Below are 25,473 nucleotides of genomic sequence, written 5' to 3'. Positions count from 1 at the left end.
CGGTTAGTTCGTCGCCAGCAGGTCCGAAACGTCGTCACTGGTCCGGACCAGCTCACCCGTGTCCGTCTCGGCTGTCAGGCTGATCTTGACCGTGTGGGTCTGCGCGGACTTCGCGCTGCCCTTGCCGCCGAGCGATACCACCCAGAACCGCACGCCTGCGTTGGCCTCGGCGGACTTCTCCAGGGCGACCTGGAGTTCAAGATCGATGGAGTCGATACGGAACTTGACGTCCTGGCTGTCCGCTTCGAGCCGCGCGCGGTGGATCTCCGACCGGAGGGATGCGAGCAGGTCGGCGAGTTCGATGTCCATGAGTCCCCCGAGATGAACGAGCGAAAGTGAAGTGTCGCAGAAAAGGAGGTGTTGTGTACCCCGCTTGTGCGATCCGGTCCGATCCGCTCGGGGTGTGTCCGGCTGGAGGTGAGCGGCACACTGTGGTGGAGGGCCTGTTCAGTCGTGTTCTCGTAGTGCGGCGACCAGTTGGGGTCCTTCCTTGGCTCCGTGCCGCAGGAGTACGGCTGCTGTGCTGTGGAGTTCATTCCAGGAGTGGGGGCGGCCGATGGCTGCGGCGTCGGGGACGGTTGTCGCGGCTACTGAGAAGGCTTGAGCTGCTTCGCCGGCGCCGGCGAGGGCGTGTGCGAGGCACGCGCGGTACCAGGTTCTGTCGCGTCGGTACTCCTGCGGCAGGGCGTCCAGCCCGGTCGTGAGGTGGTCGATGGCTGTTTGCCAGTGGCGTAGGTGCAGTGCGGCCATGCCGCGTTGGAGGGTGAACCAGGTTTCGCCGTAGAAGTACATCCACGGTGGTTCGTTCTCCGGGTGTTCGGCGGCGCGGTTGATGAGGGTCTGTGCTTCGTCGAGGAGGCGTTGGGCGTCGTCGGCGTCGCCATTGATGGCGTGGCCGCGGGCAGCCATCTGGGCGGCCATACCCTGGACGCCGAGGGAGGTGCCGGGCGCGGACCAGCGGGCGGCTTCGGCGAGACGTACGCATCGGGTGCCGCGTCCGCCGGACCAGGCCATGTGGGCCTTCATGCTGAGGGTGGTGGCGGCCATGTTGGGGTCGCCGGCTTCCAGGGCCCATTCGTGACTGCGGTCGTACCAGGCCAGTGCCGCTGCCGTCCGGCCCTGGTCCTGGGCCATCCAGGCGAGGAACTGGGCGTGTTCGGAGGCGAGGCGCACCACGCGGTCGGCGAGAGGACCTCGGGCGCCCGCGTAGAGGTCGACGACGGTGTGGAGCTGGTTGCGCATGACGTCGACGAGGGGGCGGGAGCCGATCACGTCCTCGGCACGGCGGTGTTCGGCGAGGAGGCGGTCCAGCCAGTCCAGGGTGGGGGCGTCGACGTGGTGTGTTGTGTCGACGACGCTTGTCACGCGGGCCAGGAGGTCCTCGTCGGGGCCGGGACCGGTAATCGCGAGTGCGGGGACCGGTGCCGTCTTCGCTTGTGCCCCTGGGGTGTGAAGGGACGGTGGGATAACGAGCCCGGTGGCGATGCGCTGCCGCACTTCTCGCGAGGTCACTCGGCGTCGGCCGCGTTCGTTGTCGGAGACGTCGGGTTGGACCAGGCCAACGAGTTCGCCGAGCTTGGTCTGGCTCAGGCCGGTGAGCTTCCGGTAGGTGCGGAAGACCTGGCCCCAGTCTTCGTCGGTGACCGCTGTGGCGAGTACGGGATGGGACCAGAGGTCCGTGCGGAAGTCCCCCATAACCCCAATATAGGGCGGCCCTATGGGGCTTGGGATGGGAGTAAGCGGTGCTTGGCGCAAGGGTCTTCCCGCAAGGACCCCGGCGACCGTGCGACCGGCCCCGGGGCGTGGCCAACGCTGCTGAGGAGCGTCGACATGAGAGGGACTAGGTTCCCGGGGACTTCTTGCCCATCCCCGGCGAATGCGCCGGAATGGGGGACTGTTGGGCGGTGGCTGGCATCGGCGCATCCGTCACCCGACACCGCGCGTAGAGAGGGGAGCGGCGCCGCGAAGCTCGCCGTGATCCCGTTGGGGAAGGCCTTCGAGGCGGTTCGTCTGCCCGAGCGGATCGTGCATCGGGCAGTCGCCAGCGTTGAGCAGTACACCGTGACCGATCGGCCGGCTCGGTGCCTCGGCGGTGCCCCGGTCATCCATGACCCCGAATTCCGCCGCTACTACGCCCTCGTACCGCCCGGCACCGCACAGACGTGGTGCGAGCCGATCGCGGAGTGCCTGGGCGAGGGCACCTGCCTCGGCCTACCGCGACGCGACCGCACGGAGTTCGACGAGCAGACGCAAGAGTCGTACTGGGCTGTCCCCATGCTCCGGCCGGGCCGACTGTGCGCGGCAGCCGACGTGCAGGCGCTCGTTTGGGCGGGTGGTTGCCCGGGCGAAGAGGACGAGTCATGACCGCGCCCGCGAGCAAGGCTGTGCCGCTGGACCTCGAGACGATGCGTGCCTGTGCGGACAGCACGCTCGCCAACGACGCCGAGGAGCTCTCACCGGACGGGCTGGAGACGCTCACACTCCAACTGCGCGGGCACCTCACGCTGGCCGTTCCCGAGGTCGAGACCGTCGTGCAGGCACTGCCCGAGGACACTGTGGCGCGGGCCTGTGGGCTCTTCTGCGTCGGGGAAGCCCGGCTGCGGCTGAGAGCCGAGCTCGACCGCACCCCGTCCGCCCGGATCGCCCACTCGCAACGTCTTGCCCGATCCGTCCGCGCCCTGTGCGACCACTACGAGAAGAACGAACACCAGTGCCCGAACGCCCCCGAGCGAGCCGCCTACCTGCGCATGCTCCTGCACTTCCCCGGGTGCCCGGACTGCCGGACCGCAGACGACAGCGGCGAGGCCATCGGCAGATGCCTGACCGGCCACCGGCTCTACGAGGAGTACCGGCGAGCGCGGCGCGGGCCTTCCCCTCGACCGAGACGCCTCATGGGGGACCGGGCATTGAGCCAGCTGTGAGGTCAGTGCGATGACAAAAGGCCGCCTACGGAGATCCATAGGCGGCCTACTCACTGGTGCCCCCGGCAGGATTCGAACCGGCCACACCCTCATTAGGAGAGCGATGCTCGCGCCCGCCCCCTCATGACCGCCCCGCACACCATCGCTCCCCCTCTCACATCCCCCGCACCGCCCGAGCCACCCGCGACCCCGCCGCCGCCCTCGGCGCGCTGTCCGGGTGGCGACGACGGGGATGGACCGCGTTGGTGAGGAGGATCAGGAACGTGTCCGTCGCCGGGTCGAGGACGAGGGACGTGCCGGTGAAGCCCGTGTGGCCCGCGGCGCCGCGCCCCGCCAGGTCGCCCATGAACCAGGGCTGGTCGAGGGAGAAGGCCAGGCCGGGTGGGGTGAAGAGGAGGTCGACGAAGTCGGGGCCGAGGATGCGGGCCGGGCCGTAGGAGCCGCCGGCGAGGAGGGTGCGGCAGAACACCGCGAGGTCCCGGCCGGTGGAGAACAGGCCCGCGTGGCCCGCCACGCCGCCCAGGGCCCAGGCGTTCTCGTCGTGCACCTCGCCCCGCAGCATCCCCCGGTCCGCCTTGGCCCACGGCCGCCGCTGGTCCTCTGTCGCCGCCGCCCCGGGGCGCGGCCCGAACTCCGTCGCCGTCATGCCCAGCGGCCGGGTGATGCCGTCGCGGAAGAGGACGTCGAGCGTGCGGCCGGTGATGCGTTCCAGGACGTGCTGGAGGAGCAGCATGTTCAGGTCGGAGTAGCCGTACGTGCCCGGTGCGCCGGTCGGTGCCTCCGTGCGCAGCGCCGCCAGCCGCCCGGCCGCGTCCGCGCAGTCGTACAGCGGGAGTTCGGGCCGCAGCCCGGAGGTGTGGGTGAGCAGCTGCCGTACGGTGATGCCGTGGCGGGCGGCCGCCGTGAAGTCGGGCAGGTACGCGCCCACCTTCGCGTCGATGCCCAGGGTGCCGCGCTCGATCTGCTGCACGGCGGCCACGGCAGTGAACAGCTTCGTCAGGGATGCCAGGTCGAAGGGGGTGCCGACGGTCATCGGGACGCGGTCCTCGACGGGCAGTTCCACGCCGGCGTCGGTGTCCTCGTCGTAGGCCGAGTACCGCACGGCCCAGCCCGCCGCCTCCTCCACGGCGATCACCGGGCCGCGTCCGACGACCACGACCGCGCCGGGCGCCCAGGGGCGCTGCCCGGTGGTGAGGACGTGGACCTCCCGGACCAGGTGACGCAGTTCCCCGGGATCGAGTCCGGCCCGTTCCGGCGTGCCGTCGCGCAGTCTTGGTGCGCTCAGCTGTCCGCTCCCTCCACGCTCGCGCGCCTGCCGTCCGTCTTCTCGTCCGACTTCCCGGCCGTCTTCTCGTCCGACTTCCCGGCCGTGTGCCCGTCCGGCTTCCCGGCCGTATTTCCGTCCGGCCTCCCGTCCGTCTTTCCGTCCGTCTTCCAGGGTCGGCACATTCCCACGAAGCAGGCCAGTGCCACCAGGGCGGCGGCCAGTTGGACGACGGCCATCGGGACGGCCGTGTCCTCCCCCGCGACGCCGACGAGCGGGGACGCGATCGCGCCGATGAGGAACGACGACGTGCCGAGCAGGGCGGACGCCGAGCCGGCGGCGTGCTTGGTGCGCATCAGGGCGAGAGCCTGGGTGTTGGGCAGGGTGATGCCCATCGCGGACATCAGGACGAACAGCGCGACGGCGACGGGCGCGAGACCGACCTCGCCGAACACGCCCAGGGACATCAGCAGCAGCGCGATCGCGGCGGTGATGACGATCGTCAGGCCGGTCCCCAGGACGCGGTCCAGGCTGACCCGGCCGACGAGGACCTTGCCGTTGATCTGGCCGACGAGGACCAGCCCGACCGAGTTGACGCCGAACAGCAGGCTGAACGTCTGCGGGGAGGCGCCGTAGATCTCCTGGATGACGAAGGGGGACGCCGAGATGTAGGCGAACAGGGCGGCGAAGGCGAAGCCGCCGGTGAGGGTGTAGCCGGCGAAGGAGCGGTCGGCGAGCAGGCCGCGCATCGAGCGCAGGGCCTCGCCGACGCCGCCGCTGTGGCGCTGCGCGGGCGGCAGGGTCTCGGGCAGCCTCGTCCAGACCAGGGCCCCGATCAGGATGCCGATGACCGTGAGGACGACGAACACGCCCCGCCAGTCCGTCACGCGCAGGACCTGCCCGCCGATCAGCGGCGCCACGACCGGGGCGACCCCGGAGATCAGCATGAGGGTGGAGAAGAAGCGGGCCATGGCCATGCCGTCATACAGGTCGCGGACGACGGCCCGGGCGATGACGATGGCGGCCGCGCCCGCGAGGCCCTGGGCCAGCCGGAAGGCGACGAGGAGTTCGACGGTGGGCGCGAGCGCGCACAGGACGGTGGCGACGACGAAGACGCCGAGTCCGGCGAGGAGGGGGCGACGGCGTCCCCAGCGGTCGCTCATCGGCCCGACGACGAGCTGGCCGAGCGCCATGCCGGCCAGGCAGGTGGTGAGGGTGAGCTGGACGGTCGCTGCGGGGGCGTGCAGGGCGCGGGTGACCTCCGGCAGGGCCGGGAGGTACATGTCCATCGCCAGCGGGGGTACGGCGGTCAGGCTGCCGAGGAGGAAGGTGACCAGGAGCCCGGTGCGGCGGTGCGCTGTGAGGCCGGGGGGCTCCGCCCCGGCTGCGGCCCCCTGCGCGGTGTTCGATATGGACGCCCCACCCTCGGGCATGAGTCCCTCCCTTTTCGAGTCGATCGCCACCTATGCTCTCAGCTCGTACGGACTGCTCGGGTTACGAGGTGAAGGCGGGGCGGGAATGACGGCGGACACGGTGCGGTGGGGGATCCTGGCGACCGGAGGTATCGCGGCGGCGTTCACCGCGGACCTGATCGACCTGCCGGACGCCGAGGTCGTGGCGGTGGCGTCCCGGTCGGAGGCGTCGGCGAAGACGTTCGCGGAGCGGTTCGGGATTCCGCGGGCGTACGGCGACTGGGACGCGCTCGCCCGGGACGAGGACATCGATGTCGTCTACGTCGCCACCCCGCACACGGCGCACCGGACCGCCGCCGGTCTGTGTCTGGCGGCCGGGCGGAACGTGCTGTGCGAGAAGCCGTTCACGCTGAACGTGCGCGAGGCGGCGGAACTCGTCGCGCTGGCGCGGGAGCACGGGCGCTTCCTGATGGAGGCGATGTGGATGTACTGCAATCCGCTGGTGCGGCGGCTGAAGTCGCTGGTCGACGACGGCGCGATCGGTGAAGTGCGCACCGTCCAGGCCGACTTCGGGCTGGCTGGGCCGTTCCCGCCCTCGCACCGACTGCGGAACCCGGAGCTGGGCGGGGGCGCGCTGCTCGATCTCGGCGTGTATCCGGTGTCGTTCGCGCAGCTGCTGCTCGGGGAGCCGTCGGACATCGCCGCGAGAGCGGTGCTCTCCGATGAGGGCGTCGATCTCCAGACGGGAGCACTGCTCTCCTGGGAGAGCGGCGCTCTAGGCTCGGTGCACTGCTCCATCGTCGGCGGTACGGCGACCTCCGCCTCGGTCACCGGCTCGCAGGGCCGTATCGACATCCCGGACGGCTTCTTCTTCCCGGACCGCTTCGTGCTGCACCGGGACGGCCGTGACCCCGAGGAGTTCACGGCCGACCCGGCGGACGGGCCCCGCAACAGCCTCCGTCACGAGGCGGCCGAGGTGATGCGCGCGCTGCGCGCCGGTGAGACCGAGTCCCCGCTCGTCCCGCTCGACGGCACGCTCGCGGTGATGCGGACGCTCGACGCGATCCGGGACCGCGTCGGCGTCCGCTACCCGGGCGAGACCCCGGACGAGGACCTCACGGCCGAGCTCACGCCGGCTTGAGCCCCTGCTCCCCCACCTCCGTCACGAAGGACGCGGCCGTCGTGACCGGCGCCCCCTGCCGGGTCACGTACGGCACGGTCTTGAAGTCGGCCCGCGCCGACTCCCGTCCCAGGGCGACCGTGACGTAGCCGCGCCGCCCGTTGAAGAACTTCAGGTGCGGGTTGGCGGACATGTAGGTGTCCCAGGTGGCGGGCCTGTCGGCGCCGTCCCGGCCGCTGGAGACCGACGTCGCGACGATCTCGGTGCCGAGCGTGGCGGAGGACTGGTCGTCGAAGTCGTCCTTGATGTCGAAGGCGTACGCCGCGTGCACGTCGCCGCTGAGCACCATCAGGTTCTCGACGCCGGCGGCCTTCGCCCCGTCGAGGACGCGCCGGCGTGAGGCGCTGTAGCCGTCCCAGGCGTCCATCGACACCCGCGACGGGGTGGTGGCGTCCATGTGCCGCCGGGCGAACAGGACCTGCTGCGGCACGACGTTCCACAGCGCCCGCGAGGAGCGCCAGCCGTCGAGCAGCCACCGTTCCTGCGTCGCCCCGGTCATGGTGCGCGCCGGGTCGTCGGACTCGGGCCCGGGGACGTGCGCCTGGTCTCCGTAGGCCTGGTCGGAGCGGTACTGGCGGGTGTCGAGGACGTCGAACTGGGCGAGCCGGCCCCAGTGCAGCCGGCGGTAGAGCCGCATGTCGGGTCCGGCGGGGCGCTGCGGCTGCCGCAGCGGCTGGTTCTCCCAGTAGGCGCGGTAGGCGGAGGCGCGGCGCAGCAGGAACTCCTCCGGCGGGACGCTGTTCTCGGGGATGTCGTCGGCGTAGTTGTTCTCGGTCTCGTGGTCGTCCCAGGTGACGACGAAGGGGTGCGCGGCGTGCGCGGCGCCCAGGTCGGGGTCGGACTTGTAGAGGGCGTACCGCAGGCGGTAGTCGTCCAGGGTCAGGGTCTCGCGGTCGAAGAGGTCCGGCAGCGTGCGGTCGGTGTAGTTGCGCTGGCCGCCGACGGCGTTGACGGCGTACTCGTAGAGGTAGTCGCCGAGGTGGAGGACGAGGTCGACGTCGTCGGTGGCGAGATGGGCGTACGGCGTGTAGTAGCCGTCGTGGTAGGCCTGGCAGGAGACGGCTGCGAGGGTGAGTTCCGGGACGCGGCTGCCGGGGTCGGGGGCGGTGCGGGTGCGGCCGGTCGGGCTGATCCAACGGCCCACGCGGAAGCGGTAGTAGTAGACACGGCCGGCGTCCAGGCGGCTGACCTCGACGTGGACGGTGTGGTGGAACTCGGGGTGCGCGGTGGCGGTGCCGCGCCGGGCGACGCGGCGGAACCGCTCGTCGTGGGCCAGCTCCCACTGGACGGTGACGCGCTCGGCGGGGAGTCCGCTGTCGGCCTGGAACGGGGCGGGTGCGAGGCGGGTCCACAGGATGACCGAGCCCGGCTGGGGGTCGCCGGAGGCGATGCCCAGCGTGAACGGGTTCTCGTTGATCCGCGCGGCGTCGAGTTCGGCGGCGGCCGCGATTCCCGGGGACGGCAGGTTGGTCGCGAAGGCCAGCGCGGCGGCGGCGCCGGTGGTGGTGAGGAAGCGGCGGCGGCCGATGTGCCGGGCGGCCGCGCGGAGTTCGGGGGCGTGCTGGGACGGGTGTGCTGTGGGTGTCATCCGGTCCTCCCCTGACGAATGGCTCAGGGGGCATTGGAGTGGCCGGGGACGACACCTGGTTGACACGTACACAGCACTCGCGTGACGGATGGGTGAGTTCCGCATGGCGGGCCCTCCCGTACGCTGCGGGCCCATGAATGCCAAGGAAAATGCGATCGCGGTGGTGACCGGGGCGGGCTCCGGCATCGGCCGGGCGGTCGCCGTGGAACTGCTCCGCGCCGGCTGGTCGGTGGCACTGGCGGGACGGCGCGCCGAGGCGCTGGAGGAGACGGCGGCCCTGGTGCCCGGGAGCGCGGCTCTCGCCGTACGGACGGACGTCTCACGGCCCGAGGACGTGACCGCCCTGTTCGCCGCCACCGTCGAGCGCTTCGGGCGGGTCGACCTGCTGTTCAACAACGCGGGCACGTTCGGGCCCGGCGGCGTGCCGGTCGAGGAGCTGCCCTACGAGGCGTGGCGGCACGTGGTGGACACCAACCTCAACGGGGCGTTCCTGTGCGCGCAGGCGGCGTACCGGCAGATGAAGGAGCAGGAGCCGCAGGGCGGGCGGATCATCAACAACGGCTCGATCTCCGCGCACACGCCCCGTCCGCACTCGGTGGCCTACACCGCGACCAAGCACGCGCTGACCGGCCTGACCAAGTCGCTGTCGCTGGACGGGCGGCCGTACGGCATCGCCGTCGGGCAGATCGACATCGGCAACGCGGCGACGGACATGACGGCCCGTATGCGGACGGGAGCGCTTCAGGCGAGCGGCGAGGTCGCCCCGGAACCGGTGATGGACGTCGCCGACGTGGCCCGCACGGTGCGGCACATGGCGGAGCTGCCGCTGGAGGCGAACGTGCAGTTCGCGACGGTACTGGCCACCGCGATGCCGTACGTCGGGCGGGGTTGAGTCAGGGAGCGCGAACTCGTCAACTCGTCAACCTGCACAAACGGAATTTGAACGTCCGCCCCATTGCGGCCGGCCGGACGCTTATGCTCAACTCTCCTACACGAAAGCTTCACAGTTGGAGCAGAGAACCTCCATCTGAGGGCTTCCGTAGGCCATGTCCAGGGGGGCGACGGCAGTCGTTCCACGGCACCGGGTGGGGGTGGACCCCGCGTGGGACCGCGGGGTACGCACCGGTGCGTGTGGAACGACTGCCGTTTACGTCAAGGGCCGGGTGCCGTACGGCGGCCGGTGGACATCATTCGCGGTGCCGTCCCTTCGCGGGCCCGGACGCCCTGCACCGCCGCAACGCCCAGGCGCAGCCCGCCAAGAGCGCGACCGCGGTCCCGGCACCTTCCACCAGCCGCCCCGCCGAGGGCCCGCGCGCGGCCCTGCCGGCGGCGGCGGGCCCGCGCACGGGTGGCGGCTCCGCTCCCCGCCCCTCGCTCACCGGCTCGACCAGCGTGCCCACCGCCCGTGCCGACGCCCCGTGCGCGAAGCCCCAGTCGAGCAGGGCGGCGGCCTCCTCGTAGACGGCGTCGGCGCTGTTGCCGGGGTGCATGACGGTGACGAGCAGGGTGCGCCCGGCACGCGTGGCGGCGCCGGTGAAGGTGTTGCCGGCCTGGGTCGTGTAGCCGTTCTTCACTCCGATCAGCCCCGGATACGCCCGCAGGCCCCACGCCCCGCCCAGCAGCCGGTCGGTGTTCTGGATCTGGAACGTCTTCCCGCCCCCGGCCGGGAAGTCGGCCGTTCTCGTACGGCAGTAGGCGCGGAAGCCGGGGTCGCGCAGCCCGTGCCGGGCGAAGAGCGTCAGGTCGTACGCCGAGGACAGCTGACCCGGGTGGTCGAAGCCGTCCGGGCTGACCACGTGCGTGTCCAGGGCCTGGAGTTCCCGTGCCTTGGCCCGCATCTCGGCCACGGTCTTCGCCACACCGCCGTTCATATGGGCGAGGACGTGCACGGCGTCGTTCCCCGAGCGCAGGAAGACGCCCTGCCAGAGCTGGCCGACGGTGTACGTGGTCCCGGCCCGGATCCCGACGAGGCTGGAGCCCGCCGGGATCCCGGCGAGGTCGGCGGCGGTGACGGGGTGCCGGCTGCTGGGCGGGAACCGGTCCAGCACCGTGTCGGCGAACAGCATCTTCAGCGTGGACGCGGGCGGCAGCCGCCGGTGCGCCCGGTAGGCGGCCAGCACCTCGCCACTGTCCTGATCGGCGACCAGCCAGGACCGGGCGGTGAGTCCCCTGGGCAGTCCGGTGGTGCTGCCCACCTGTACCGCGTCGCCGCCGAGGCGGTCACCGCCGAGCACCGGCCCGGAGGCCCGGGCCGGTGCCGCGACGGCCACCGGGGCGGCCACGGCCAGGGCGAGCACGGAACGTCTGGACAGCCGGGCGGAGTCACACATCCCGCGACGTTACGAAGCGAAACCACGTCGGCGTGCACGGAACGTTCAAAGACTCGCCCAAGCTCCCGCAATGCTCACCGCCCGAGCAGCCGGTCGACCTCGGCCAGCTGCTCGCCGGTCAGTGCCCCCTTCTCCAGTGCTCCCGCGTTCTCCTCCGCCTGGGCGACCGAACGGAATCCGGGGATGGGAATCGTGCACGAGCTGCGTGCCCACAACCAGGCCAGGGAGCCCTGGGCGAGCGTGCGGCCCTCGCTGGTGAGGACGTCCCTGAGGGAGTCGACGCGGGCGAGCCACTCCGGGTCGGCGCCGGATCCGTCACCGAAGCCCTGGAGCCAGGCCGGAGGCCTGCTGCGGATGTCCCCGGCCTCCAACGGCTGCCCGCCCCGGCGTTTCCCGGTGAGCAGCCCCATGGCGAGCGGACTGCGGTTGATGCTCGCGAGGCCCACCTCCTCGCACAGCCGGATCATCTCGGGCGCGTCCTGGAGGACGTTGAGAGTGTGCTGGACGGCGGCGCAGTGCGGCCCCTCGGCGAACACGGCGGCGCGTGCGGGGTCGTCGGTGCTCCACGCGTAGGCCCGTATCAGCCCCTCGCGGACCAGCTCCTCGCAGGCGTCCCGGAGCGGGGCGGCCTGCTCGGTGTCCGCGTCGGAGAGATGGAACTGGTAGAGATCGACGTAGTCGGTGCCGAGCCGGTCCAGGGACGCGGTCAGGGCGCGGCGCAGGTGGGCCGGAGAGGCGTCGCCGCCGGTGCGGGTCCGGGTGCTCTCGTCGAACACGTTGCCCCACTTGGTGGCGACGACGACATCGGCCCTGCGCTTGCCGAGGGCCCGGCCCAGCACGCGTTCGCTGTGTCCGGTGCCGTAGGTGTCGGCGGTGTCGAAGAAGGTGACGCCCAGGTCGAGGGCGCGCCGCACCGCCCGCACCGACTCCTCGTCGTCGACCCTGCCCCAGCCGAGCGGCTGCCCGTCGGTCCCCTGCCATTCGCCGCCGATGGCCCAGCAGCCGAAGCCGAGGGCGCTCACCTCGATGCCGCTGCGTCCGAGCTGCCGTGTGGTTTCCATGTCCGGGAGGCTAGGAGTTGGAGTGCACTCGAACACAAGCCCCCCGGCGGGGCGGGTTTCTCAGGCCTGCCCGGTCTCGAAACGGGTGATCCTGCCGTCGTCGTCCACGGTGAAACTCCAACGGGTGCGCATCTCGCCCCAGGTGTCGTTGCTGTAGCGGGCGAGGAGGGCGCGGCCGCCGTTGGACTCGTTGTCGACCTCAAGGTGGCCGTGGGAAAAGAAGATCTCCCGGTCGACCCAGTCGGCGAGGTCGCGGTCGGAGCCGTCGTCCGCCATGGTCGCGCCCGGCGCGAGGAGCGCCATGAAGCTCTCGCGGTCGTGGTTGTTCACGGCGGTCACGAAGGCACGGACGGCCGGATCGCTGAGTCGCGTGGTCTGAATCGTCATGGCAGTCAGCCTCGTACCGGCCACTCGGCCACGCCACCCGTGCCACCCGAACGGCGTCCCGGGCGGGTCCGGGGGGTGTCAGGGGTGCGACGGTGGAAACGCGACGGGGAGTGGTTCTCTGTTCCTGCTGTCTGCTCCGGGAGACGACGTGAGGCGTTACGACCGACGTGATCTGGGCCTGCTGCTGCTTCGGCTGGGGACGGGCGGTGTGCTGGCCGCGCACGGCACGCAGAAGCTGTTCGGCTGGTTCGGCGGGCACGGCATCGAGGGGACCGGCCAGTTCATGGAGTCCGTCGGCTACGTCCCCGGCAAGGCGAGTGCGACGGGAGCGGGCCTCGCGGAGACCGGCGGCGGCGCGCTGCTGGCCCTGGGCCTCGCCACACCGGCGGCCGGTGCCGCGGCGGCCGGTGCGATGGCCGGTGCGGCCGCGGTGCACACGCCGAACGGCTTCTTCAACCAGAGCGGCGGCTACGAGTACGCGGCGACGCTGGGCCTCACGGCGGCCGGCCTGGCCGTCACCGGCCCGGGAAGGCTCTCCCTGGACCATGTGCTCGGGCACGCGGTGAACCGGGGCTGGATGATTCCGGCGGCGTTCGCGGCGACGGCGGCGGGGACGGCGCTGGTCGTGGGAGCGCGCGCCCGGCGGTTGCGGAAGGCGAAGGAAGGCGAGCAGGACCCGCTGTTCGAAGAGGAGTACATGGAGTAGAGCGGGACCGGAAGGGGCGGGGGCGCTGTCGTACCCGCGTGGCAGGCTGCCCCCATGAGCGATCACACGCCGTCCGCGCCCGAGCTGTGGGCCACCATCGACACCCTGTGGGAGTGGCTCGACTCCCACCGCCCGATCGAGGGCCGCGAGGGCATGCTGCTGCGCATCCTGAAGCTGTCCGAGGAGGTCGGGGAGGTCGCCGAGGCGGTCATCGGCGCGACCGGCCAGAACCCGCGCAAGGGCGTGACGCACACCTGGGACGACGTGCAGTCGGAGTTGTGCGACGTCGTCATCACGGCACTGGTGGTGCTGCGGACCCTGACGCCGGAGGCGCGGGAGGTCTTCGCCCGGCATCTGGAGCGGGTGACCCGACGGTCCACGGCGCAGTCGACACATGCGGACGTGCCGCGTCCGTCGCTCTGATCAACGGATAACGCACAAGAGCCCGTTCACCTTTCCCCGTCGGGTTACGCTGCGGTGAAAAGCGCCGAGCGGCCGACCCTGGCCCAACCAGGTTGAGGAGTCCGGTGACGGGGGTGGAGTGGCGGTTTCGTGCCGTGGTGGCCGCGCATGCCGTGTCGGCGTACGGGACCTATCTGAATCTGATCGCACTCAGCCTGTTCTCGTACGAGGTCACGGGCACCGCGCTGGGCGTGGGCGTCGTGATGGCCGTACGGCTGCTGGCCGGTGTCACGGCGGGCCTCGCCGCCGGGGCGCTGACCGCCAGGGTCACGCGCCGGACCGTCATGGTGGTCACGGACCTCGCCCAGACCCTCGCCATGGTCGTGCTCGCGCTCCAGGCGTCGGACACACCGCTGTGGGTGCTGCTCGGGGCGGTGGTCGTGCTGGGCGCGGGCAACACGTTCTTCAACGTCGCCCTGCGCAGCGCGGTGCCGGTCATGGTCGGGCAGGACAGTCACGCCCGGGCGAACGGCGTGCTGGTCACGGCCCGTTCCGTCGCCACGGTGCTGGGTTTCGCGTCGGCCGCGCCGGTCATCGCCCTCGGCGGCTTCGGTGTCGCCTTCGCCGTCAACGCCGCGAGCTTCGCGGTGTCCGCGGTGGCCGTGCTGGTGCTTCGGCCGCGCACGGACGACGAACCGCGTGACGTGTCCGGGGAGGAACGGGCCGGCGCCGGGTCCTCGCCGGGGCACGGCAAGCGGCTGCGGCAGCGCCTGCGTCTGGCGGGCCTCGCCGGAGCGACCCTCGGCATGATCGCGCTGCGGGGTCTCGACGCGCTGGCGTCCGCGTCGCACAACGTCGCGCTGCCGCTGGCGGCGCACGCGGCCGAACCGTCCGATCCGGCGGTGTTCATGACCCGGTTCTGGTCGGCGTGGGCCGTGGGCACCCTGCTCGCCCACCAGGTCCTCAAACGCCGGTCGCACGGGGCGTCCTGGGGCGAGCGCGCGTTCGCGGCGGGCACCTGCGCGATGTCGTTCTGTTTCGTGGCGGCGTTCACCGGGCTGCCCGCCCCGGCCCTGATGGCGGCGGCCGTGGCGGCGGGGTTCGCGGACGGCTGGACCGAGATCGTCTACACGTCGCGCCTCCAGGCGGCCCCCGACCGGCAGCGCGGCCGCCTGTTCGGCCTGTCCGCCACCGCCGAGCAGTCCGGATTCGCCCTGGGCACGATGGCCGCGGCGGCCGCCCTGGAGGCGCTGCCCGCCCTGGCCGTCGTGGGCGCCTTCCATGGAGCGGCGGTGTGCGGGGCGCTGGCGCTGCTGCTGTTCACGGGGGGTCGACGGGGGACGGGCCGGCCGGGCCAGGCCGACGGCGACTCGTACTCGCACGCCGACGACGGCCGCCCGCCCAACGGCGAGAGCCGCCCGTCCGCCGGGGAGGACCACCCGTCCACCGAGGAGAACCACCCATCCGTCGGCGAGAACCACCCGCCCACCGGCGAGAACCACACGTCCACAGGCGAGGACCACTCACATCACCCGCCGTCCGGCGAAGAAAAGGGAGAGCACGCGCATGGAACGTCTGCGGGGGCAAGCCAGTTGCCGGGGCCCTGAACCCGAACGCACGGAGGGCGATCCGGTCGACGCCGTGCGGGCGCTGCTGGGCGCCGCCCGGTCCGCTCCCGGCGGAGCCGTCGTCACCGTCACCGCCGACGGCACGGCGAGCTCACGGTCGTATCCCGAACTGCTGGACGCGGCACGCCGTATGCTCACCGGCTTGCGGGCGCACGGGCTGCGGCGCGGCGACACGGTGGTGCTGTGCGGGCTGCCGCTGGCCGAGTTCTTCCCCGCCTTCTGGGCGTGTGTGCTCGGCGGCGCCTCACCGGTGGCCATCGCCGAGCATCCCGCGCCGGGCTCCCCGGCCTTCGAACGCTTACGGCAGGCCTGCGCGTTGCTCGACCAGCCGCTGGTCCTGACCGACGCACCCGGCGCGGCGGCCCTCGCCCACGCCACGCCCGCGCCGCGTGTCGCCCTCGCCGCGGCCTGCCTGGACGCGCCGCCCGCGGACGGCCACGACGACCTCGTCGAGCCGGCCCCCTCCGACACGGCCCTGCTGATGCTGTCCTCCGGCAGCACCGGCGCCCCCAAGGCCGCCCGGCTGACGCACGCCGGGCTCGCGGACTTCGCGGCGAGCAGCCGGCGGATCCTCGACGTCCGCCCGGCTGACACGATGGTGAACTGGCTGCCCGTCGACCACAGCGGCGCCTTCCTGCTCTACCACCTGCTCGCGGTCTTCACCGGCTGCACCAACGTCCACGCGCCCACCGAGCGGGTGCTCGGCGACCCGCTGCGCTGGCTCGACCTCCTCCACGAACACCGGGCGCAGCACGGCTGGGCACCGACCTTCGCCTACCGGCTGGTCGCGGACGCGCTCGCCGAGCGGGCCGACCGCCTCTGGGACCTGAGCGGCCTCAAGTCGCTGGTGTGCGGGGGCGAGCGGGTCGTGCTGCCGGTGCTGCGCCGCTTCCTCGACGCGACGGCCCCGTACGGCGTGCGCGAGGAGCACATCGCCCCGGTGTGGGGCATGGCCGAGACGGTCACGGCCGTCACCTACGGCCGGCTGGACCGGCCGGGCACCGTGCACCGCCTGCTCAAGAACAGCCTGGGCGGCGACCTGGTCCGGGCCGGCGAAGACACCCCGGACGCCGACTGCGTCACCTTCGTCGCCTCCGGCTCGCCCGCGCACGGCGTCACCCTGCGCATCGTCGACGACCGCGGCGACCTCGCCCCGCCGGGCCGCATCGGCAGGCTCCAGGTCCACTCGGCCGCGCGGCTCACCCCCGGCTACGTGAACAACCCCGAGGCGGACGCCGCCGCCTACCCCGCCGGACGCGACTGGCTCGACACCGGCGATCTGGCCTTCCTCGACGACGGCCAGGTCGTCATCACAGGCCGCCGCAAGGACGTGATCGTCCTCAACGGCCACAACGTCTACTGCCACGAGGTGGAGGAGACGGCCACCGCCGTCGACGGCGTCCGCCAGGGCGAGGTCGCCGCCTGCGGCATCCCGCACCCGGAGCGGGGCACGGAGGACCTCGCGGTGTTCTTCGTGAGCCGAGGCGCCGCCGAGGACACGCGGATCGCCGCGGAGGTGAAGGCGGCGCTGTTCACCCGCCTCAGGCTCACCGCCGCGCACGTCCTGCCCGTCCCGGCGGGCGAGTTCCCGCGGACGCCGGCGGGCAAGGTGCGCCGCGCGGAACTCCAGAGCCGCCTGGTCGCCGGTGGCTTCGACGCCGCGCCGACCGCGGCACCGGCCGCCCGGGCGGACGCGGACGCCGTGACCCGGGCCGTCCGCGAGGAACTGAGCGCCGTACTGGGCCGCCCGGCCGACGCGGACGTGCCGTTCTACGAACTCGGCCTGACGTCCGTACTGCTGGTGCGCCTGCGCAACCGGCTGGCGGAACGCCTGGGGACGCCGATCGCCCAGACCGCGTTCTTCGAGCACCCGACGGTCACGGCACTCGCGGCACACCTGGCGAGCGCACCGGCGACGACGACCGGGCCCGAGACGGTGACCGAGGGCGCCTCCCCCGCGGACTCCCCCGACCGCCGCATCGCCGTCATCGGACTGTCGCTGCGCTTCCCCGGCGCGAACTCGGTCGAGGAGTTCTGGGCCAATCTGCGGGACGGTGTCGACAGCGTCCGGGTCTTCGGTGAGCAGGAGCTCGCGGCGGCGGGCCTGTCGCCGGAGCAGCGCCGCGCGCCCGGCCTCGTGCCCGCCGCCGGGATCCTCGACGGCGTGGAGGAGTTCGACGCGGACTTCTTCGGGATGAGCCCCAAGGAGGCCGGACTGACGCATCCCGCGCACCGGCTGTTCCTGGAGTGCTGCCACCAGGCCCTGGAGGACGGCGGCCACGCGGCGACCGCGCCCGGCGTCCGGGTGGGGGTGTTCGCCGGGTCGGGCATGAACCTCTACGACCACCAGCAGCGGCCCGCGACCGGCTCACCGTTCGACCCGGCGGACCCGGCCGCCGGCATGCAGTCGGCCATCGGTCAGGAGCCGGACTTCCTCGCCACCCGCGTCGCCTACCGGCTCGGCCTCACCGGCCCGGCGATCGGTGTGCAGACGGCCTGTTCCACATCCCTGGTGGCGGTGCACCTCGCGGTCCAGGCGCTGCTCACCGGGGAGACGGACCTGGCACTGGCGGGCGCCGCGGCCGTGCACCTGCCCCAGGAGACCGGCTATCACAGCCACCCCGGATCGATCCTCTCCCCCACCGGACGCTGCCGCGCCTTCGACGCGGAGGCCGACGGCACCGTCGGCGGCAACGGCGTCGCCGCCGTCCTGCTCAAGCGCCTCGACCGGGCGCTGGCCGACGGCGACACCGTGCACGCGGTGATCCTGGGCTCCGCGGTCAACAACGACGGCGCCTCCAAGGTCGGCTTCAGCGCGCCCGGTGTCGAGGGACAGGCCGAGGTCGTACGTCAGGCGCTGCGCAGGGCGGAGGTTCCCGCCGAGACGATCTCGTACGTGGAGGCGCACGGCACGGGAACGCGGCTCGGGGACCCGGTGGAGCTGACGGCGTTGCGGCGGGCGCTGGGCGAGGGCACGGGGGGATCAGCTCGCTCCGGCCCCTGCGTGGTCGGCTCGGTGAAGCCGAACATCGGGCATCTCGACAGCTGTGCCGGAATGGCCGGGCTCATCAAGACGGTCCTCATGCTGCGCGACCGCACCCTGGTGCCGACACCGCACCTGACCCGTCCGAACCCAGAACTGCCCTTGTCCGATGGCCCGTTGGCGCTCGCCACGGAGCTGCGGCCGTGGCAGGTGCCGGACGGCGTGCCCCGCCGGGCCGGGGTCAGCGCGCTCGGCGTCGGCGGCACCAACGCCCATGTGGTGCTGGAGGAGGCCCCGCCCGCACGCCCTCGCCCCGCCCCCGAACTGCCCGTCCTCGTCCCCGTGTCGGCCCGCGACCCCGAGGCCCTGGACGAGCTCAGGTCCGGGCTGCGCGACCAGCTGCTGGCCCGGCCCGGCCTCCCGGCCCCCGACGTGGCCGCCACCCTGGCCCTCGGCAGGCCGCACCGCGCGGCACGCACCGCCGTGGCCGGCCGCACGGCCGGCGAACTCGCCCGCGCGCTGGGGGAACAGCACCACCTCACGCCCTCCCCTCTCGGCCCCATCGCCTTCGCGTTCGCGGGCCAGGGCAGTGCCCGTCGCGGCATGGCGAACGGCCTGTACGCCGCGCACCCGGCCGCGCGGGCCACGCTCGACCGGTGCGAGGAGGTCTACGCCGAGGAGTTGGGCGGCAGCCTGCTCGCCCGGCTGCTGACCGCCCCCGCTCCCGCCGACCGCCCCGCGGACGACGAGATCTGGCCCACCGAAACGGCGCAAGCCGCCCTCTTCGCCCACCAGGCGGCCCTGGCGGACGCCTGGCGCGCGGCCGGGATACGCCCCGGGCTCCTGCTCGGGCACAGCGTCGGCGAGTACGCCGCCCTGTACGCGGCCGGTGCCCTGACGCTGGAGGACGGGCTGCGGCTCACCGCCTGGCGCGGGCGGCTGATGCAGACCCGCTGCCCGGCCGGGGGCATGCTCGCCGTCCGGGCCGACCGGGCCACCGCGCGGCGCATCGCGCTGGCCGCGGGTGCGGAGCTCGCCGCGGTCAACGGCCCCCACGCCCAGGTGCTCTCGGGCCCGCCGCAGACCCTGAAGGAGGCGGCGGGGCTGCTCGACCAGGAGGGCCTGCGGTGGCGTGCGCTGCCGGTCGACCGGGCGTTCCACTCCGCCGGGATCGACCACGCCCTGGACGAGTTCCGGACCCGTGCGCGCGGCGCGACGTACCGTCCGCTGCGCACCCCGCTGGTGACCACGGCCGACGGTGAGCTGCGCCTCGCCGGCTGGACGGTCGACGTGGAGTACCTCTGCCGGCAGGCCCGGCAGCCGGTTCGCTTCGACCTCGCCATGGACACGGCCGTCGAACAGGGCTGCCGGGACTTCGTGGAGATCGGCGCCGGGCGGACCCTCACCGGCCTCGGCCGGCACTGCGTACCCGACAGCCGCTGGCTGAGCGGGCAGGGCGAAGGGGACGGGGCAGCCGAGCAGGCACAGGGGTTCCTGACGGCGCTCGGCTCGCTGTACGGCAGGGGCGCCGACCTGGACTGGCAGGCGCTGACCGGTGACGGGGGACGGATGCCGCTCCCGGGGCATCCGCTGCGGCGGCGTGCGGTGCCGTACCGGGCGGAAGTGTCGGTGCCGGCGCCGGCTCCTGGGAAGTCGGGGCCGGACGACGAGGCCCTGCTCGTCATACCGGACGGCGAAGTCCTGCTCGTCATAAGGGAACTGGCGGCGGACAGGCTCGGCCGCCCCACCGCCGACGTCGCACCGGACAGTTCCTTCTTCGACCTGGGCGCCGACTCGCTCTCTCTGATGAGCATGACGACGGAGCTGGAACAGCGGTACGGCGCCCGTGTCCCGGTCCGGGAGGTGTTCGACTCGGCCGACACACCGCGCCGGCTGGCCGAACGGGTCACGCAACTGCGGGGAGATGCGCCAGTGGTCCAAGAACCAGTGGTCCAGGAACCAGTGGTCCAGGAACCGGTGGCCGAGCAGCCGGCGGTGCCCACTGCTCCGTCGGAGTCCCCGGAAGGGCTGCACGCCTTGTTCGGTCAGCAGCTACGGCTGGCGGAGCAACTCGTCGGCCAGGTGGGCGAGATGATCTCCCGCCAACTGGACGTGCTCGCGACGTCCGGCACCACGACGGCACCGCCCACTCCGGCACGGACGGCACCCCTTGTCCCCCGACCCGCGCCCACACCCTCCGCCCCCTCCCCTGCTGCCTTCGACTTCAGCCTCTACTTCTTCGGCGACTACCCCCAGGACACCGACCACGACAAATACGGCCTGATCATGGCCGCCGCGGACTTCGCCGACCAGCACGGCTTCCACGCCCTGTGGTTCCCCGAGCGGCACTTCAACTCCTTCGGCGCGCTCTTCCCCAACCCCTCCGTACTGGCCGCGGCCCTCGCCGCCCGGACCAGCCGGATCCGGCTGCACGCCGGTTCCGTGGTGCTGCCGCTGCACCATCCCGCCCGGGTCGCGGAGGAGTGGTCGGTGGTCGACAACATCTCCGGCGGCCGGACGGGCCTGTGCTTCGCGAGCGGCTGGCACGCCACCGACTTCGCGCTCGCGCCGCAGCACTTCGGCCGGCACCGGGAGGTGATGTACGAGCACCTGGCGACCGTACGGGACCTCTGGTCGGGACAGCCGGTGAAGACGACGGCGGGCGACGGCACCCCCGTCGAGCTCCGCCTGCACCCTCGCCCCGTACAGGAACGGCCGCCGATGTACGTGGCCGTCGTCGGGAACCCGGACAGCTACCGCCGGGCGGCCGCCGAGGACCTCGGCGTGGTCACGAACCTGATGACGCAGACGGTGGAGCAACTGGCCGAGAACATCGCGCTGTACCGGCGCTGCCGTACCGAGCACGGTCTCGACCCGGCGGCCGGGCGGGTCGTGGTGCTCGTGCACACCTACCTGGAGGACGACGCGGAGCGGGCGCGGGCCGAGGCGTACCGGCCCTTCCTGTCGTATCTGCGCTCCTCGCTCTCCCTCTTCGACCAGGTCACCAACAGTCTCGGCTTCCAGGTGGACCTGGAGAACACGCCCGAGGAGGACGTGGAGTTCCTCCTCGGTCGCGCCTACGAGCGCTACTGCGACTCCCGCGCGCTGATCGGCGACGAGCAGACGGCCGCGGAGACCGTACGGCGACTGCGGGAGGCCGGAGCGGACGAGATCGCCTGCTTCGTGGACTTCGGCGTACCGAAGGAGAAGGTGCTGGCGGCGCTGCCGCTACTGGACCGGGTCCGCAGGACGAGTCCGGGAACCGGGCCGCAGGCGTTGCCCGAGCCGCGCCGACGGCCGCTCACCCCCGCCCAGCGCCGCATCTGGTTCCTGGAGCAACTGCACCCGGGCACCGCCATGTACCACGAGCCCAAGGCGATCCGCCTGGACGGCCCCCTGGACGTCCAGGCGCTGCAATGGGCGCTGCACCGCGTCGCGGACCGGCACCCGGCCCTGCGCACGGTCTTCGGTGACACGGCCGGTGTCCCGTACCAGGAGATCCGCGACCGTATGCCGCTCGACTGCCCGGTGGAGGACCACACGGGCTCGACGGAGGAGGAGGTCCTGCGGTCGACGCTCGCGGACAACCACGGGCTCGACCTCTCCACGGGCCCGCTGGTCGCGGCCCGCCTGCTTCGCCTCTCCGCGGACCACCACCTGCTCTTCTTCCTGGCCCACCACATCGTGTTCGACTCCTCCTCCACGGCCGTGCTGGCGCGCGACCTGGCCGCGTACTACCGCGCACGCCGGGGCGGAGGAGTGGAACCGCGACCTCTGTCCGAACTGCCGGCGGCCACCCAGCCGGATCCCGCGTCCCTCGACTTCTGGCGACAGCACCTCGGCGACGCACATGACCTGACGCTCCCCACCGACCGCCCCCGCCCGCCGGTCAGGACGGGAGCGGGCGCGAGCCTCACACACGCCCTCGACGCGGAACTCACGGCCGGATTGCGGAAGTTCGCCGCCGGGCACCGCGCCACCCTCTTCATGACGCTGACCGGCGCGATCGGCGCGGTCCTGGGCCGTTTCAGCGGGCAACGGGACGTGGTGATCGGCACCGCTGTAGCCGCCCGCCCCGCGGGCGCGGAAGACCACGTGGGCCTGTTCCTCGACACCGTGCCGCTGCGCCTGGACCTGACCGGCGATCCGGACTTCCCGACGCTGCTGCACCGGGTCCGGGAAAGCAGCACATCGGCGTACGAACACCGCGCTGTCCCCTTCGACGAACTGGTCGGCGCGCTCAACCCGCGTCGCGACCCGGGCCGCAATCCGCTGTTCCAGGTGATGGTGGAGTACGAGAACGAGGGCGAGGCCCTCTTCGACCCGCCCCGCCTGACGGCCGCCCTGCTCGACGTCCCGAGCTCCCGTGCCCCGTTCGACCTCAGCGTCTACCTCACCCACCACGCGGGCGGCGTCCGCTTCATGGTCGAGTACGACACGGCCCTCTTCGACGAGGCCACGGTGCGCCGCTTCGTGGACTACGTCGAACAGGTCCTGCGCCGCGCGCTGGACACACCGGGCGCGCCGCTCGCGGATCTGACCGCACTCACGGCCGCGGACCGCGCGGCCCTGTCCCACCCGGAGCACCCCGGCGAAGGGGCCCCGGCCACTCTGCACGGCCTGTTCGAACAACAGGCCCACCGCACTCCGGACGCCGCGGCGCTGATCAGCGGGGAACAACAGGTCTCCTACGCGGACTTGGACGCGGCGGCCAACCGCCTCGCCCGGCAGCTCCGCACCAGGGGCGCGGCACGCGGAGAACGGGTCGCCGTACTCCTGCCGCGAGGCCCGCACCTGATCACGGCCCTGCTGGCGGTGCTCAAGAGCGGGGCGGCATACCTCCCCCTCGACCCGTCACTCCCCACCCCGCGTCTGTCGCTGCTGCTCGCCGACGGCACACCCGTGCTCCTGCTCACCTCCGGCACCGCGCTCACCGGGCACCCGGACCTCGCGCCGGAACTGCCCGTCCTGCGCATGGAACAGACGGACGACACACTGCCGTCCACCCCCCTCCCGGGCGGAGCGGGCCCGGAGGACCCGGCGTACTGCATTCACACCTCGGGCTCGACCGGCCGCCCGAAGGGCGTCGTCGTACCCCACCGCGGCCCGGCGAACCTGGTCCACGGCCATCTGCGCCGCCACCCCGCGCTCCGCACCCTCCAGTGGACGTCACCGGCGTTCGACGTCAGCGTGCAGGAGATCTTCACGACGCTGGCCTCGGGAGCCGCGCTCGTCCTCGTCGACGACGCCGTACGGCACGACCCCGCGGCGTTGGCGCAGGCGGTACGCCACCACCGGGTACAGCGCATGTTCATGCCCTGCACCCCCCTGAAGTACCTGATGGAGACCGCCCCCCGCCTCCCCTCCCTGCGCGAGCTGTTCTCGGCGGGCGAGGCACTCCAGCTCACGCCCGCCTTCCGCCGCTTCCTCGCCACGCACCCGGACTGCGCGCTCCACAACCAGTACGGCCCCACGGAAACGTCGGTCATCGTCACGTCGCACCGCGTCGACCCGGCCGGCGAGGACTGGCCCCCGATCGGCACACCGGTGCCGGGAGCGCGCATCCTGCTGCTGGACGACTCGGGCCGGCAGGTCCCGGTCGGCGCCGTCGGCGAGATCCACGTAAGCGGGATACCGGTGGCGCACGGCTACCACAACCGCCCCGCCGAGACCGCCGCGGCGTTCCTCGACGACGGCGAGGGCGGGGTGCTGTACCGCACGGGCGACCTGGCCCGCCGGCGCACGGACGGCACGCTGGAGTACCGGGGCCGGGCGGACGACCAGGTCAAGATCCGTGGCTACCGCGTCGAACCGGGCGAGGTCCAGTCGGCGTTGACAGCGCTGAGCGGGGTCCGGGACGCGGCGGTCCTCCCACGCCGGGACCGCCACGGTGACATGGAGCTGGTCGCGTACGTGGTGCCCACCGAACCGACGGCGTCCTGGCATTCCGTGCGCACCGAACTGGTCGCCGAACTGCCGGACCATCTGGTGCCCCGCCGCTGGGTGGCCCTCGACCGCCTCCCGGTGAACGCCTCCGGCAAGCTGGACCGCACGGCCCTGCCGGATCCGGTGGACGAGCCCGCCGAGCCGTCGCAGACCGGGCCGACGACAGCCCTGGAGAAGACGCTGCGCGACCTGTGGGGCGAGGAACTGGGCACGCGGCCGATACCGGTCACCACATCGTTCTTCGAACTCGGCGGCCACTCCCTGAACGCGATCCGGCTGCTGAACCGCATGCGGGAGGAGGCGGACGTCGATCTCACGATGGCCGACTTCTTCCTGGATCCGACGATCCGGGGCATCGCGACACGTCACCGTGTCGTGGACACCGCGCCGATGCCCTCGACCCTGCGCCGCCTGTGGCGGCGCCACCACGCACTCCCCGACCCGAGCGTCTACAACATCGCCCACCGCATGGACCTGAACGGCGACTTGGACCCCGAGATCCTGCACCAGGCCCTCATGGACCTGGTGGCACGCCACCACGCCCTCCGCAGCAGGCCGGTCCGCCGAGCGGACGGACGGTACGAGGTCGAAGCCCTGGCCCACGTCCCCGTGACGCTACCGATCACCGACCTCCGTGCCCACGCCGGCGATGCGGAGCACGTGGACCGCTGGTGCCGCGAGCAGGTCCGCGCCCCGTTCACGCTGGACCAGATCCCTCTCTTCCGCTTCCGCCTGGCCCGTCTCGCCGAGGAGCACTGGGTCATGGTGACGGTCTTCCACCACGCGGTGTGTGACGGCTGGTCCCTGAGCCTCATCAGGCGCGACCTGGAGGAGCTGTACAACGCGCGACGGTCCGGTAAGGCCCCACAACTGCCGGCCACCGTCGCTCAGTTCACGGACTTCGCCCGATCGGAACACTCCCTGCCGGACCACCGCAGGACAGCCCTGGAACACTTCTGGCGCACGGAACTCGACACCATCCCGCTACGCCCGCCCCTCCCCTACGACCACCCGCACCCGGGCAAGCTCTCCGGCCGGGGCGCCCTGCACACCTGGACCATCACCGACGACACACCGGCCCGCCTCACCAGCACGGCAACCCGCCTGGGCACCACGGCCTACACGGTCCTCGCGGCCACGTTCGCCACCTGGCTGGGCGACCTCTGCGGCGAGCGGAACGACATCGTCCTGGCGGCCTCCAGCGCGAACCGCGTCCAGCGGGACCGCTCCGAGATCGTCGGCATCCTGGGCGACGCCGTACTCCTACGGGCCCGGCTGTCCGAAGCGGGAACCTTCCCCGACCTGGTGTCCCAGCTGAGCACCGCCCTCTTCACGGCCCTCGACCACCAGGAACTCCCCCTGACGGACGTGGTGTCCCTGGTCTCGCCCGAGCTGAAGGACGCCCTCTTCCCCACGGTCCTGTTCACAGTGATCACCACGGAGCCCCCGACCCTGAATCTCCAGGAGGTCTCCACCACCATCCGCGCCCTCCCCGTCCAGGGCGTGGCCCGCAACGAGCTCTACGTCGTGATCGCCCCCGAGGCCGACACGATCACGGTCACCTTCGAGTACTCGACGGACCTGTTCACCCACGAGACGGTCGAGGCGTGGGCCAGGTCCTTCACCGAGGCGCTGAGGTCCGCGGTGGACTCGGGAGCTTGATCG

General features: G+C 72.5%; 16 protein-coding genes. 8 read left to right on the top strand and 8 right to left on the bottom strand.

Annotation, left to right across the window (positions count from 1 at the left end):
• Positions 1-3 precede the first annotated feature (3 nt).
• Positions 4-309, bottom strand: a complete 306-nt coding sequence (locus tag ACZ6TU_RS08360) for a trypco2 family protein (protein ID WP_467680748.1) — start codon at positions 307-309, stop codon at positions 4-6.
• Between the two features lie 138 nt (positions 310-447).
• Positions 448-1,695, bottom strand: a complete 1,248-nt coding sequence (locus ACZ6TU_RS08355) for an XRE family transcriptional regulator (protein ID WP_467680746.1) — start codon at positions 1,693-1,695, stop codon at positions 448-450.
• A gap of 366 nt (positions 1,696-2,061) precedes the next feature.
• On the opposite strand from ACZ6TU_RS08355, the gene ACZ6TU_RS08350 reads away from it, so the two are divergent.
• Complete coding sequence (locus ACZ6TU_RS08350) at positions 2,062-2,364, top strand: hypothetical protein (protein ID WP_469547466.1); 303 nt, start codon at positions 2,062-2,064, stop codon at positions 2,362-2,364.
• Complete coding sequence (locus ACZ6TU_RS08345) at positions 2,361-2,921, top strand: DUF6415 family natural product biosynthesis protein (RefSeq protein WP_469547464.1); 561 nt, start codon at positions 2,361-2,363, stop codon at positions 2,919-2,921. The genes ACZ6TU_RS08350 and ACZ6TU_RS08345 overlap by 4 nt, the downstream gene beginning before the upstream one ends.
• 154 nt (positions 2,922-3,075) lie before the next feature.
• On the opposite strand, the gene ACZ6TU_RS08340 is transcribed toward ACZ6TU_RS08345, so the two are convergent.
• Complete coding sequence (locus ACZ6TU_RS08340) at positions 3,076-4,191, bottom strand: serine hydrolase domain-containing protein (protein WP_467680909.1); 1,116 nt, start codon at positions 4,189-4,191, stop codon at positions 3,076-3,078.
• Positions 4,192-4,202: 11 nt separating this feature from the next.
• Entirely contained in the window at positions 4,203-5,618 is a 1,416-nt protein-coding gene (locus tag ACZ6TU_RS08335) for a multidrug effflux MFS transporter (RefSeq protein WP_469547462.1), read from the bottom strand.
• A gap of 85 nt (positions 5,619-5,703) precedes the next feature.
• Between ACZ6TU_RS08335 and ACZ6TU_RS08330 the strand changes: the two genes are divergently transcribed.
• Positions 5,704-6,738, top strand: a complete 1,035-nt coding sequence (locus ACZ6TU_RS08330; protein WP_467680738.1) for a Gfo/Idh/MocA family protein — start codon at positions 5,704-5,706, stop codon at positions 6,736-6,738.
• On the opposite strand, the gene ACZ6TU_RS08325 is transcribed toward ACZ6TU_RS08330, so the two are convergent.
• Positions 6,725-8,365: an alkaline phosphatase D family protein gene (locus ACZ6TU_RS08325; RefSeq protein ID WP_467680736.1), complete on the bottom strand. Its 1,641-nt coding sequence runs from the start codon at positions 8,363-8,365 to the stop codon at positions 6,725-6,727. The two genes, ACZ6TU_RS08330 and ACZ6TU_RS08325, sit on opposite strands and share 14 nt — an antisense overlap.
• Positions 8,366-8,498: 133 nt before the next feature.
• Here ACZ6TU_RS08325 and ACZ6TU_RS08320 point away from each other — a divergent pair, with 133 nt between their 5' ends.
• The gene (locus tag ACZ6TU_RS08320; protein WP_467680734.1) at positions 8,499-9,257 is read left to right on the top strand and encodes an SDR family oxidoreductase; all 759 of its coding nucleotides are present in this window, start codon (positions 8,499-8,501) and stop codon (positions 9,255-9,257) included.
• A gap of 295 nt (positions 9,258-9,552) precedes the next feature.
• On the opposite strand, the gene ACZ6TU_RS08315 is transcribed toward ACZ6TU_RS08320, so the two are convergent.
• From ACZ6TU_RS08315 to ACZ6TU_RS08305, 3 genes are all read right to left on the bottom strand, one after another.
• Complete coding sequence (locus ACZ6TU_RS08315; protein WP_467680732.1) at positions 9,553-10,695, bottom strand: D-alanyl-D-alanine carboxypeptidase family protein; 1,143 nt, start codon at positions 10,693-10,695, stop codon at positions 9,553-9,555.
• A gap of 74 nt (positions 10,696-10,769) precedes the next feature.
• A complete protein-coding gene (locus tag ACZ6TU_RS08310) occupies positions 10,770-11,756 on the bottom strand; it encodes an aldo/keto reductase (RefSeq protein WP_467680730.1) in 987 nt (328 codons plus the stop codon).
• Positions 11,757-11,816: 60 nt separating this feature from the next.
• Positions 11,817-12,143: a nuclear transport factor 2 family protein gene (locus ACZ6TU_RS08305; protein ID WP_467680728.1), complete on the bottom strand. Its 327-nt coding sequence runs from the start codon at positions 12,141-12,143 to the stop codon at positions 11,817-11,819.
• A 148-nt stretch (positions 12,144-12,291) separates the two neighbouring features.
• Between ACZ6TU_RS08305 and ACZ6TU_RS08300 the strand changes: the two genes are divergently transcribed.
• From ACZ6TU_RS08300 to ACZ6TU_RS08285, 4 genes are all read left to right on the top strand, one after another.
• On the top strand, positions 12,292-12,849 hold the full coding sequence (locus ACZ6TU_RS08300) for a DoxX family protein (RefSeq protein ID WP_467680726.1): 558 nt from the start codon (positions 12,292-12,294) through the stop codon (positions 12,847-12,849).
• Positions 12,850-12,903: 54 nt separating this feature from the next.
• The gene (locus ACZ6TU_RS08295) at positions 12,904-13,272 is read left to right on the top strand and encodes a MazG-like family protein (RefSeq protein WP_467680724.1); all 369 of its coding nucleotides are present in this window, start codon (positions 12,904-12,906) and stop codon (positions 13,270-13,272) included.
• 104 nt (positions 13,273-13,376) lie between these two features.
• Positions 13,377-14,858, top strand: coding sequence for an MFS transporter (locus ACZ6TU_RS08290; RefSeq protein WP_467680722.1), 1,482 nt, complete (start codon positions 13,377-13,379; stop codon positions 14,856-14,858).
• Complete coding sequence (locus ACZ6TU_RS08285) at positions 14,818-25,470, top strand: amino acid adenylation domain-containing protein (RefSeq protein WP_467680720.1); 10,653 nt, start codon at positions 14,818-14,820, stop codon at positions 25,468-25,470. Before ACZ6TU_RS08290 ends, ACZ6TU_RS08285 begins: the two co-directional genes overlap by 41 nt.
• Positions 25,471-25,473 lie beyond the last annotated feature (3 nt).

The sequence above is a fragment of the Streptomyces sp. NPDC052064 genome, from assembly GCF_055585925.1.
The sequence above is the reverse complement of the archived record's forward strand: the minus strand, read 5'-3'. Positions and strand labels throughout refer to the sequence as shown.